Source organism: Psychrobacter faecalis (genome assembly GCF_016107575.1).
GTDB classification, from domain to species: domain Bacteria; phylum Pseudomonadota; class Gammaproteobacteria; order Pseudomonadales; family Moraxellaceae; genus Psychrobacter; species Psychrobacter faecalis.
In genome coordinates, this window is sequence record NZ_JABAST010000036.1 from 18,136 (window position 1) to 30,195 (window position 12,060).

The following is a 12,060-nucleotide window of genomic DNA, read 5'->3' on the forward strand; positions in this document are numbered from 1 at the left end:
GCGTGGCACAGGAGGTTGTAAATGTGCCGTTTGCCCACGAGGTCGCAGGCTTTATGCAGCCTGCTACTGAGGCGCAAAATGTACTGGGTATGATACCCATGAGCCATGGATTGATTTTGGCCGGTATATTATTTGCAATCGGTCTGTGCGGTGTCATGGTACGGCGTAATCTCTTATTTATGCTAATGAGCCTTGAAATCATGATGAATGCGACGGCTTTGGCATTTGTGGTCGCCGGTAGCCGCTGGGTCGATCCAGATGGACAGATTATGTTTATCTTTATTTTGACACTAGCAGCAGCAGAGGCGGCCATTGGTTTGGCAATATTATTGCGGTTTTACCATCAGCGTGGGCATCTCGATGTCGATAGCGCCAATGAGATGAAAGGATGATGTCATGAGTTTATTACCATTAACCTTTATATTCCCGCTCGTTGGCTTTTTGATTTTAGCCTTTATGCGCGACAAATTAAGCGAGCAGGTGGCAGCGATTGTTGGTGTCGGTAGCATGCTGCTATCAGCGCTATGCACGCTGGTAGTTAGCTACACCTTTTTGACCAGTAATCCTGCCGGTACAGTCATCGAGATTCCGCTATGGACGTGGTTTCAAGTTGGCGATTTTGCACCAAGTTTTGGCTTGAGTTTTGATGGCTTGGCATTGACGATGACGGGTGTTATTACCGGTATCGGCTTTTTGATTCATCTGTTTGCCGCTTGGTATATGAAAGGTGAAACAGGCTTTGCGCGCTTCTTTAGCTATATGAACTTATTCGTTGCCAGTATGTTATTGCTGGTATTGGCCGATAACTTGTTCTTACTTTATCTTGGCTGGGAAGGCGTCGGTATCTGTTCGTACCTTTTGATTGGTTTTTATTATCAAGACCGTGCCAATGGTCGGGCAGCGATGAAAGCCTTTACCGTCACCCGCGTTGGTGATGTGTTTTTGGCCTTTGGTTTGTTTTTATTATTCCGCGAATTTGGCACCTTGCATATTCAAGAGATTATCACCCGCGCGCCAGAAATCTTTGATATCAATAATCCAACGATGATTTTGACCACTATTATGCTCGTTGGTGGGGCGATGGGTAAATCAGCGCAGCTGCCACTACATACCTGGCTTGCTGATGCGATGGCAGGTCCAACGCCTGTATCGGCATTGATTCACGCTGCGACCATGGTGACCGCGGGTGTTTATCTGATCGCACGTCTACATCCATTATTTCTCCTTACCCCGGGCGTACTCTTATACTGGGTTGGGGCAGTGGGTGCATTGACGCTCGTCGTTGCTGGATTTTGTGCGCTGGCACAAACAGATATTAAACGTATCCTCGCTTATTCGACCATGAGCCAAATTGGCTATATGTTCTTGGCACTCGGCGTAGGTGCATGGCAAGGGGCTATCTTCCATTTGATGACGCATGCTTTCTTTAAAGCCTTGCTATTCTTATCATCGGGTGCGGTCATTCTTGCGGTTCATCATGAGCAAAATATCTTTAAGATGGGCGGTTTACGCAAAAAGATACCGCTAGTATTTTGGTGCTATATCGTCGGTGGCGGTGCGCTTGCAGCGATTCCTTGGGTCACCGTTGGTTTTTATTCTAAAGAAGCGATTTTGTGGGAAAGTTACGCAACCGGTCATCAAGTCCTATTCTATATGGGCGTATTCGGTGCCTTCTTAACCGCGCTTTATACCTTCCGTATGATTTGGATTATCTTCTTTGGTGAAGAAAAAACCCACGCGCATAAACTATCTGGTGTGTCATATTGGCTGCCATTGACGGTGCTACTGGTATTATCAACTGCCGTTGGTGCGTGGATTACGCCGCCACTACAAGGCGTGTTACCAGAAAGCGTTGGGCATTTATTAGAAGTGGCTGGTCAAGCGCATGACAAACATACGGCGGAATATATCGCCATGGGCGCTATGCTTGCAGGCTTAATTCTCGCAGCACTGTTATATGTCGCTGATAAAGGTCGCATGCTGACCCGCTTTAAGCGCACCTCTATAGGCGCAGCGTTATATCATTGGTGCTATCACGGTATGGGCTTTGATGCGCTATACGATATAGTTTTTGTAAAACCCTTTTTGTTCATCGGCCGCTTATTTAAAGCCGACCCTATCGATAAAACGTGGCTTATTTTGCCGAAACTGGCATCCGCTGGTAATAAGGTATTGTCTGCGACGCAAACAGGGTCACTTCGAGGTTACGCTGCAAGCTTTGGCTTAGGCGTGGCTGTGCTGTTGGTGCTGGTAATGATGACGGTGGTATAAGATGATAGAGTTACAACAAACGTGGATGCTACCAGCATTAATCGCAATTCCTTTTATCGCAGGGTTGCTATGTTGGTTGGTCGAACGCTTTAATAAACGTCTACCGCGCTGGATTGCCCTAATCGGTATGACGTTGACCTTTGCCTTGTCACTGGTATTGTGGCAATACGGCGATTATAGCGGCATGAGTAAGCAGGTGATTGCGCCTCAGGCAAACGTGCCATGGGTTGCAGAATTCATGGTGCCGTGGATACCAAGCTTTGGTATCAGCTTTCATTTGGCACTAGATGGTTTGTCGCTGCTGATGGTTGGCTTAACAGGCCTGCTCGGTATTGCGGCGGTTGCCTGTTCGTGGAATGAGATTCAACGCCGCGTTGGTTTCTTCCATCTTAACCTTTTATGGAGCTTGGGCGGCGTGATTGGCGTTTTCTTAGCCATTGACCTGTTCTTATTCTTCTTCTTTTGGGAGATGATGCTGGTTCCTATCTACTTCTTGATCGCTATTTGGGGTCATGACGTCGTTGGTAAAACCAAAGAATACGCCGCAACTAAGTTCTTTATTTATACCCAAGCATCTGGTCTTATCATGCTGGTCGGTATTTTGATATTGGTCATTATCAGCTACGCCCAAAAAGGGGTGGTGAGCTTTAATTATAATGACTTGCTCGGTACGTCACTTGGCGGCTGGGAATATCCGATCATGCTTTGCTTCTTTATTGGCTTTGCCGTGAAGTTGCCAATTATTCCATTCCACGGCTGGTTGCCTGACGCGCATGCGCAAGCACCAACCGCAGGTTCGGTGGATTTGGCCGGGGTTTTGATTAAGACTGCCGCTTATGGTTTGATTCGTTTTGTCTTACCATTATTTCCAGCAGCATCACAAGATTTTGCCCCGATTGCCATGACTTTAGGTACTATTGGTATCTTCTATGGCGCGTGGTTGGCCTTTATGCAAACTGATATGAAGCGCTTGCTTGCTTATACCAGTATCTCGCACATGGGCTTTGTAGTATTGGCAATTTATGCTGGAACTTTACTCAGCCTACAAGGTCTGATGATTCAGATGTTGGCTCACGGTTTAAGCTCAGCAGCACTGTTTATCATGGCAGGTCAGCTATATGAGCGCTTGCATACGCGTGATTTGACCTTGATGGGCGGTATGTGGGGTCAGTTCCGTTATTATGCGCCGATACTGATGTTCTTCTGTGCCGCTTTACTGGGTATCCCAGGTACAGGTAACTTCATCGGCGAGTTTATGATTTTATTTGGTGCCTTTGCTGATTATCCGGTGTTTGTGGTCTTGGCGACATTCAGCTTGGTATTGGCAGGTTTATACTCGCTTATCTTAATTCATAAAGCGCTATTCGGTAGCAATAATATTAAAGAAGTGGCGTTACAAGAAACTAAGCTACACGGTTTACCAACGCGTCCGTTAAAGGATTTGGGCAAGCGTGAGCTGTCTTTATTATTGATGCTAGCGGCAGGCTTGGTCTGGCTCGGACTGTATCCACAACCGTTCCTTGATACCTCAAGTCACGCGATGCAATGGATTAATAACGCCTATATATACAGTCAAGTAACACAAGTAGATGCCTCGCAGCTGCTTGATGCAATGGAGGCACGTTAAGTCATGAACGATTTTACGATGAATGATTTGATGGGGCTGCTGCCTTATGCACCAATCATTGCGGTAGTCATTACAGTATTGGTGGTGATGGTTGCCATCACAATTAAACGCTCTCATATGGTGACCGGTACTATCTCGGTCGTCGGTCTGAATGTCGGTTTGTTTACCTTGCTTGGACAAATGGCAGGCATTATCGATAGTGGGCCTTTAGTACCAACGGCGGAGCAGTTATTTGTTATTGATAACTTCGCCCAGTTTAATATGGTGGTTATCTTTATCTGTGCATTGGCCTGCTTTACGCTGTCTTATGCCTATTTAGCTGACTTAAAAGATCATAAAGAAGAACTGTATTTGCTGATGCTGCTATCGACCGTTGGCGCCTTGCTCATGGTCAGTGCTCAGCATTTAGCCTCATTCTTTATGAGCCTTGAGATGCTATCGATACCGCTATACGGCATGCTGGCATATACTTATATGCGTAAACGCTCGCTTGAGTCGGGGCTGAAGTACTTGGTGTTATCAGCGACGGCATCGGCAACCTTACTGATGGGTATGGCGTTTATTTATGCAGAAGTAGGTTCGCTTGCCTTTAAGCCTATCAGTATGACGTTGGTTGATTTATTTGAATCGCCGCTGTTGATTTTAGGGGCTGCAATGATGATGTTTGGTATTGCCTTTAAATTGTCGGCAGCACCGTTTCATATGTGGACGCCAGATGTTTATGAGGGCGCACCAGCACCTATCGCTACTTATTTAGCTTCGGTATCAAAAGTCGCTATGATGGCGCTGGCGGTTCGTTTCTTAATTGATACGTCGTTATTGGCACTGCCATCAGTACAGATGCTGCTTATGGTTATGGCAACCTTGTCGATCTTGGTAGGTAACTTACTAGCTGTCCGTCAGACTAGCCTTAAACGTCTACTTGGTTATTCGTCTATTGCCCATATGGGTTATGTGCTTATCGTGATCGTTAGCATTGGTTCTGCCGCTGATAGTATCTCAAGCATGTATATGGCGATTTATGCCTTTACCTCTATTGGTGCCTTTGGTGTCGTAACCTTGATGTCGAGCCCTTATCGCTTGGCTGGTGAAGCCGATGAGCTGACCCATTACCAAGGATTGTTCTGGCGCCGTCCAGTATTGACCGCTGTTATGACGATTATGATGTTGTCATTAGCAGGTATTCCATTGACCGCAGGCTTTATTACCAAGCTATTTGCGATTCTTGCCGCCGTACAAGGTACCAACTGGTTCTTGGCTGCGATGATTATCTTGGGTAGTGCCATTGGTCTATTTTATTACTTGCGCGTCATGCTCACGCTATTTAAACGTCCAAAACAATTTATTGAATTTGACGTCTCGAAGCAGTGGGGTCTACGTACCGGTGGTATTATGGTCATCGCCGTCACCGCTATCATTGTGTTCTTCGGTGTGTTACCGAACAGTATGATTGAATGGGCAAGTTTGGCTCGTATATGGTAATGGCATTATAAATGTGAGTTAAGTATCAGTATTAATATCAGGTAAGCCGCCGTATTCTTATGGCGCTGCTTATCTGCTGTTACGGTTAGAAAACCAAGATGCGCCAGCTTTATGATAAGCTTGGCGCATCTTTTAGTTTGACCCCTTTAAAAATTCATAAAAATAGCCATCTACACTAGAGTAGCCATAATTATTAATAAAAAAAGAAGGTAAGTCATTATTATGAGTGACAATATTCAAAAAGTAACGGTGCTCAGTAAAACCACGTGGACGCCCAACCTATTTAGCTTTACCGTCAGTCGTCCTGATAGTTTTAAATTTACCGCAGGGCAATTTGTGCGTTTGGGCGTTAATCCTAGTCAATTAAACTACTATAAGCAGTTGAGTAAAGTAGCTGATGCCGAAGATGAAGAACTGGACGAAGCGCTAAATGAAGATATCTTCCGCGCGTATTCAATTGTCTCTTCACCCTTTGATGAAATATTAGAATTTTTCTCTATTGTTATCCCTGATGGCGCCTTTACCTCGCAGCTACAACACCTAGAAGTCGGCGATGAGCTATTACTAAACACTATGCCGTTTGGCTTTCTAACTTTAGCCCGTTATCAAAAACCGCTGCCAAAAGACTTATGGTTACTGGCAACTGGAACAGGTTTAGCGCCTTTTTTATCGATGCTGCAGGACTTAAAAACTTGGGAAGACTACGAACATATCGTCTTGGCTTATAGTGCGCGCTCGACAGAAGAGCTTGCTTATATGGACAAGATTGAAAGCTTACAAGAAGACTTTGGCACATTGGTAGATAATCCAGCCAAGCTTATCTTTATTCCTATCGTTACTCGCGAGCCTGTCGAGGGCGCATTAACTGAGCGCTTGCCAAAGCTATTATTAGATGGGACGTTGCAAGCGCGCGCTGGCATTGACTTAGACGTCGATAGTACGCACGTGATGCTATGCGGTAACCCAGAAATGGTCGAAGATACTAAAGAGACGTTAAAGCGCTTAGGCTTAGTGATGAATCGCCGCGGCGAGGGCAATATCGCAGTAGAAAACTATTGGTAAGCCTATGATTGCTACAAGTTGATAGAGTCAGTATTTATTAAAAAAACGCCAATGCTTAAAGATAATCGTCTTTAAGTATTAGCATTTTTTGTAGGCAGCGTTTGGAAGGTTTGTAATACGTCTATAAAAATAGGCTTATGAAGTAGGTTCTAAACTTGGCTCAGTAGCGTCAGCAATCGGATTGATAGGCCCTTGCATCAATTCAGGCTCATCCTTATCGCTAATGATATCTTCATTGGCATTGCTGGCCAGCAAATCTCGATAATTAATTTGCGTTTTAAGCACCAACTGCTCTTCTTCAAGCTCACCATAATTGACTTGCACTTTATATAAGGTGCTCATTATTTTTTTGTTCTTTTTTAGCCAGCGATTGATATCAAGGTAGATAATCTCTTCTTTGGCACGGGCGATATTGATGTAAGACAAAATGAAACCTAAGGGGTCTTTTTTCAGTACGCTATGATAAAACCAAATAAACAGTTTGAGCCCTTGGCGTTTGATAAATGATTCGCAGCGTAGATTAAGGACATCGGTATAAGTCAGCTGTCCAAAAACAAATCGCTGGACGTTGCGATCAAGCTGCACATGAACCAAGCTAAAATTACTCGCTACTTCTGCATAAATCCCGCCAACATCAATAGTACAATATAAACGGAACCAGTCGTCATGTATCTCAACGCGCAGCTCTAAAATGGCTTTGACGTTATCGGTGACAAATTTTTGCAGCGCATCGTTGACGTAAATTTGGGCAACCGGCAAGGACAGCTCTTCCTCGAATTTATCCGTGGTTCTGTCATAGATAGTTTTGACGGCTTGGCTAAGACGCTCCCAGCCATCGCTAAAGGACTCGTCAAAACGGTCAGCGATACTGTCAAATAACTCTTCAAAACTGTCTGAATTATCCATATTGTCCATATGCTCAAAGTTACTCAAACTTATTATCCTTATAATTATTCATTATTTAATAGCAGGCGCAAAAGTGTTTATAAAACAGTATATATCAAAATGACAGTAGGCAAAATGGACGTCTACGTTTTGTATCATTGGGCAGTTTGGCTATTTATTATCAAATCTACAAAACCTGTGCGAGGTTACTTTTTAAAAACGCGGATTATTAGGTTAGCAGGGGATAAACCGGCACGTAAACCTGCCTGTAGGTAAGTGATTGATTAAGTAGCGACGGTATACGCTTGTGCTAGCGACGCAATTCTATCTCATGGTATGATAGCGCCGGTATTGGTCGACGAGTGCTTAGTTTACCGAAGAGCGCCTATGACGCCTTGTATCGACCGCCCTTATATAGCCAATTCAATATAAAAGTGGTTCGTTTAAATAGCGCTCTGCTGGAATAAATTTTCCTCGCTTGCTGTGCGCTTCGCACTCCAGAGGCTTCGCAAAATTTATTCCAGCAGTCCTATAACATTTCTAAATGGAATCTACTATATTCATCAGCTGAGACCCACTGTGACTTCGATTAAAGACTCGCAAAGCTATCATTTTTCAGCGCAAGCGCCCAAGCGCGATATCGGTTTGCCGATGGCGGTGGTGATAGCCGTCAGCGTCCATGCGCTGGTTATTTTTGGCATTAGTTTTTCGCTGGGGCAAGACCCTGCTGGCATGATGCAAGACGTTGCAAAAGCTTTGACCGAGAATATGCAGCCAAATGAAGATGCGCAGTTTATTGCCAATGCGTCGCAACAAGGCGGCGGCACGGTGCAAGAGCAAATACGCCAAGAAACCGACCAGAGCAGTCCGGTGGCAGCCGAGCAAATGAGCGAAACGCAAGATGTGATTGACCTGCAGCGTCAAGTTCGGCAGCAGCGCTATCAAGAAAGCTATCTACGTACCACCCTCAGCTGGCGTCAAGCGAGCGTCGAGTCTGATAATGACAGCAAGCAAGAGCAAGATGATATGAAGGCGCAAGAAGAGCGTCTGCGTAAGCAAATTGCGACTTTAGAGGCGCAGCTGTCGCAGCGGCAACAGCTGTATGCGACCAAATCAAAAGTCGTGACCGTCGATAGTAACTCGACAACCCGCGGTGCCGCTGCCGATTATATCAACACTTTTCGTGAGCACGTCGAGCGCGTCGGAAATCTGCAATATCCTGCGCAAGCGCGCGCCCAAGGTATCACCGGCGAGGTACGTTTGATGGTGATTATCAGCAATGATGGCAATATTAAAGCCATTCGTTTACTTGAGAGCTCAAACTCGACGATACTAGATGAGGCGGCCAAGCAGTCGGTCAGACAAGCGGCGCCCTTTGGTAAATTTACCGAAGATATGAATGATATCGTTGAGCTGCGTCTGATACGTACCTATCGTTACAGTGATAGAGTAGACGTCACCTATTAACTTTGCTTAAACTCAATGCCGGTCTTATGTAGTTATTATGCATTTTTTAAAAAAGGTTAAATGATAATAAACATTTAAAAGACAAAATTATTTATAAAACAGTTTGGAAATAAAGAGCCAGTATGGAATTTTTAGGTTTTACCATCGATCTTGCTACCTTAACAGAAAATGCAATTAGCATTGCGCTTAAAATCGCATTTGCCTTATTAATATTTATGATAGGGCGCTGGTTAGCAAAGAAAATCGTCGCCATTAGTAATCGCATTATGTTACGTAGCCATTTAGAGGCGACGGCGGCCAATTTTTTAAGCCGCGTATTATATGGCATATTATTGGTCATCGTGATTTTGGCAGCGCTTAGCAAAGTCGGCGTGCAGACTACTTCGGTCGTTGCTATCTTGGGCGGCGCGGCAGTGGCGATTGGTTTGTCACTGAAAGACCAGCTATCGAATTTTGCCGCTGGTATCATGATTGTGACCTTTCGTCCGTTTGTGCGCGGCGATTATGTACAAATTAGCAGCTATACTGGTACGGTCACCGAGATTACCTTAGTCAATACCCACTTGACGACCATCAATAATCACGACATTATCATTCCAAATGGTGATATCACTACCTCGGCGGTGATTAACTATACGGCGTTACCCAACCGCCGCGTCGATATCACTGTTGGTATTGGTTATGACGCCGATATCAAAACTGCCAAAGATATTATGCTAAATTTGGCAAAAAACAATCCAATGGCCTTTACGGATCCAGCGCCTGTGATACGCGTGACCAATTTGGGCGATAATTCAGTCGATTTAACCTTGAATGTCTGGACCACCAATGATGATTGGTGGGCGATGCAGTGTGATTTATTAGAGCAATTCAAAAACGCCCTTGATGATAACAAGATTGACATCCCATTCCCGCAGCGCAGTGTGCATGTCAAAGGCTTAGATCAGATGATTAATCAGATGGATCAAGCGCAAAAAACCATGTTAAAGAAAGGTTAAACAAGGCTAAAAATCTTAGAGATAAGGGTTTGGTAGGCCTAGCCCTGCCAAAATAGCAATCTCAAAGCTTTCCATCTCATCTTGCTCAGCTTGTCCGAGCTCATGGTCAAAGCCCAGTAGGTGCAGTATACCGTGTATCAATAAATGGCTGATATGCTGTGCCACGGTCTTTTTTTGCTCAGCCGCTTCACGTACCACCACAGCATGACAAATCACCAGCTCGCCTAGCGGCAACGTTGGCATCAGCCCAATGATTGCCGCTTGCAAGTCGCTTGGATAGGATAAAATATTGGTAGCATAATCTTTGCCGCGCGCCTCTAAATTTAGCTCTTGACCCTCGGCTGTATCGGTAATGTAAATATCGAGCGCTTTGGTTTTCTCTTGCCATATTTCACTATCGATATCAGCAAAGTAAGGCAGTATCAGACCATGGTTAATACGCTCATCGATATGTTCCAGTGTCGCCATCATGACTTTTAACAGTTTTTCGCGATTATAAAAGCTCTCAAGTATCTCGTCATCGATACTATCGGCGGCGCTAATATCAAGCACGCCTAAGCTGTCATTAGTATTAAGTGCGCCTAAGTTCTCACCTTTCTCATCATGATTAAAACGACTATTGATGTTCTCGTCTAAGTGATTGTCAGCGTCATTCTGTTCGGCTGGGCTCATGCCACCCTCCTTTTTATGTCAATGTAAAAATATCTAAGATTAATTAACTAGCAATAAGTGATTAACACTAAAAAACCGGATATCAAATCCGGTTTGTGTCATATATATACGTTGCTTAAAATAGCTTATAACTTAGCGGCGGCATCAGAAATGGCTTGTTTACGCTCTTGCTCTTTCATGCGCTCAAACTTGCGCTTTTCTTGTAAGGCAAGTTGCTCTTCATCAAAGACATCATAAGCTTCAACAATTTTTTGCACCAATTGATGGCGCACGACGTCTTTTGAGTCAAACTTAGTGATATGAATCTCTTCGATACCGCTTAAGATATCCATCGCTTGTGCCAGACCTGATTTGTGCCCACGCGGTAAATCGACCTGAGTAATGTCACCGGTAATAACTGCCCGCGAGCCGAAACCTAAGCGCGTCAAAAACATTTTCATTTGCTCAGGCGTGGTATTTTGCGCTTCATCTAAGATAACAAACGAATTGTTTAGCGTACGACCGCGCATATAAGCAAGGGGGGCGACCTCAATGATTTGCTTTTCGAGCATTTTACCGACTTTATCAAAGCCAAGCATCTCATACAGGGCATCATATAAAGGGCGCAAATAAGGGTCAATTTTTTGAGTCAAATCCCCAGGTAAAAAACCCAGTTTTTCGCCAGCTTCTACCGCTGGACGCACCAATAAAATACGCTCAATCTCGTTGCGCTCAAGCATATCGACCGCACAAGCAACAGCAAGGTAGGTCTTACCCGTACCAGCAGGCCCAATACCAAACGACACATCAGAGGCTAAAATATCTCTGACATAACGCTGCTGATTACCACCGCGCGGAATGATTTTACCTTTACGGGTACGCAGACTAATTGGGGTAAAGTCAGTAGCGGCTTCCAAATTATCAGCATCTTCCTCGGCAGCCGATTGCTTATCAGCCTCTAAGTCTTCATCACGGGCGATGCTCGATTGAATGATTAAGTGCAGCTCTTCGGCGCTGATATCTTTGGTGTTTTGCGCTTCATCGACCATTTTATAAATGATGCGTTCGCCGCGCTCAACGCCCAAAATATCGCCACTTAAACAGAAGTCGCCTTGGCGTTGGCTGATTTTAATATCGAGGCGTTCTTGGATGTATTTCATGTGGTTATTATATTCGCCGAGCACGGTTTTCAGCTGTGCTGGGGTCAACGATTCAAAATGTATACGGCGGCTTATGGAATCAGTCAAGCGATTATCCTTGTATTTGGTTGCCCACTGCATGTTCGTTACTTCAGTGCATTAGTGCTTCTGTGCTTTTATGCATGATAGTCAGGCGGGCTTTAAAAATAAAATAATACGTCGTGTTTCAATGCTTTTTCATTGCGTTTATAACGGTTATGTAAATACTGAAAGTAGTGCTAATAAATATGACGGTAAAATTTTGCTAAAAATAGTTGTTGATAAGATGACAGTAATAAGTAAATGCCCTGTCTTCATTATGGTAGTTGACATACTCCCACCACTTTCGCTAAGCTCAAGTGGGGGATTCTAAAAGCGTTAGCGCTTAGGCGACTTTCTCACGAATGTCACAAGTTTTCTGTTTCAACGGGCGACCTTT

10 protein-coding genes are annotated in these 12,060 nt (G+C 44.5%); 7 read left to right on the forward strand and 3 right to left on the reverse strand.

From position 1 onward, the window contains the following. The first annotated feature begins 83 nt into the window (after window positions 1-83). From nuoK to JFC07_RS10550, 5 genes are all read left to right on the forward strand, one after another. Entirely contained in the window at window positions 84-392 is a 309-nt protein-coding gene (gene nuoK / locus JFC07_RS10530; protein ID WP_102077418.1) for an NADH-quinone oxidoreductase subunit NuoK, read from the forward strand. Window positions 393-396: 4 nt separating this feature from the next. Further along, on the forward strand, window positions 397-2,271 hold the full coding sequence (gene nuoL / locus JFC07_RS10535; RefSeq protein ID WP_198329005.1) for an NADH-quinone oxidoreductase subunit L: 1,875 nt from the start codon (window positions 397-399) through the stop codon (window positions 2,269-2,271). 1 nt (window position 2,272) lies between these two features. Continuing rightward, window positions 2,273-3,898 (forward strand): NADH-quinone oxidoreductase subunit M, encoded by a 1,626-nt coding sequence (gene nuoM, locus JFC07_RS10540; RefSeq protein ID WP_198329006.1) that lies wholly within the window; start codon window positions 2,273-2,275, stop codon window positions 3,896-3,898. A 3-nt stretch (window positions 3,899-3,901) separates the two neighbouring features. Beyond that, entirely contained in the window at window positions 3,902-5,380 is a 1,479-nt protein-coding gene (locus tag JFC07_RS10545; RefSeq protein WP_198329007.1) for an NADH-quinone oxidoreductase subunit N, read from the forward strand. Window positions 5,381-5,602: 222 nt separating this feature from the next. Beyond that, window positions 5,603-6,442 carry a ferredoxin--NADP reductase gene (locus JFC07_RS10550; protein WP_198329008.1) on the forward strand — a complete coding sequence of 280 codons (840 nt, stop codon included), beginning with the start codon at window positions 5,603-5,605 and terminating at the stop codon, window positions 6,440-6,442. A 135-nt stretch (window positions 6,443-6,577) separates the two neighbouring features. Here the strand turns inward: JFC07_RS10550 and JFC07_RS10555 are convergent, their stop codons facing one another. Then, window positions 6,578-7,357, reverse strand: a complete 780-nt coding sequence (locus JFC07_RS10555; protein ID WP_156508516.1) for a hypothetical protein — start codon at window positions 7,355-7,357, stop codon at window positions 6,578-6,580. 549 nt (window positions 7,358-7,906) lie between these two features. On the opposite strand from JFC07_RS10555, the gene JFC07_RS10560 reads away from it, so the two are divergent. Continuing rightward, the gene (locus JFC07_RS10560; RefSeq protein ID WP_198329009.1) at window positions 7,907-8,794 is read left to right on the forward strand and encodes an energy transducer TonB; all 888 of its coding nucleotides are present in this window, start codon (window positions 7,907-7,909) and stop codon (window positions 8,792-8,794) included. Window positions 8,795-8,916: 122 nt separating this feature from the next. After that, on the forward strand, window positions 8,917-9,792 hold the full coding sequence (locus tag JFC07_RS10565) for a mechanosensitive ion channel family protein (RefSeq protein WP_198329010.1): 876 nt from the start codon (window positions 8,917-8,919) through the stop codon (window positions 9,790-9,792). A 15-nt stretch (window positions 9,793-9,807) separates the two neighbouring features. On the opposite strand, the gene ybeY is transcribed toward JFC07_RS10565, so the two are convergent. Together ybeY and JFC07_RS10575 are read right to left on the reverse strand one after the other, a co-directional pair. Then, window positions 9,808-10,464, reverse strand: a complete 657-nt coding sequence (ybeY, locus tag JFC07_RS10570) for an rRNA maturation RNase YbeY (protein ID WP_198329011.1) — start codon at window positions 10,462-10,464, stop codon at window positions 9,808-9,810. Window positions 10,465-10,589: 125 nt separating this feature from the next. After that, on the reverse strand, window positions 10,590-11,723 hold the full coding sequence (locus tag JFC07_RS10575) for a PhoH family protein (protein WP_390625431.1): 1,134 nt from the start codon (window positions 11,721-11,723) through the stop codon (window positions 10,590-10,592). Window positions 11,724-12,060: the final 337 nt, after the last annotated feature.

What these genes read in the sequence shown, in the direction of transcription:
- JFC07_RS10555 (WP_156508516.1), bottom strand. Translation starts at nt 7,357, where the DNA reads ATGGACAATATGGATAATTCAGACAGTTTTGAAGAGTTATTTGACAGT.
- nuoM (WP_198329006.1), top strand. Translation starts at nt 2,273, where the DNA reads ATGATAGAGTTACAACAAACGTGGATGCTACCAGCATTAATCGCAATT.
- JFC07_RS10565 (WP_198329010.1), top strand. Translation starts at nt 8,917, where the DNA reads ATGGAATTTTTAGGTTTTACCATCGATCTTGCTACCTTAACAGAAAAT.
- JFC07_RS10550 (WP_198329008.1), top strand. Translation starts at nt 5,603, where the DNA reads ATGAGTGACAATATTCAAAAAGTAACGGTGCTCAGTAAAACCACGTGG.
- JFC07_RS10575 (WP_390625431.1), bottom strand. Translation starts at nt 11,723, where the DNA reads ATGCAGTGGGCAACCAAATACAAGGATAATCGCTTGACTGATTCCATA.
- ybeY (WP_198329011.1), bottom strand. Translation starts at nt 10,464, where the DNA reads ATGAGCCCAGCCGAACAGAATGACGCTGACAATCACTTAGACGAGAAC.
- nuoL (WP_198329005.1), top strand. Translation starts at nt 397, where the DNA reads ATGAGTTTATTACCATTAACCTTTATATTCCCGCTCGTTGGCTTTTTG.
- JFC07_RS10545 (WP_198329007.1), top strand. Translation starts at nt 3,902, where the DNA reads ATGAACGATTTTACGATGAATGATTTGATGGGGCTGCTGCCTTATGCA.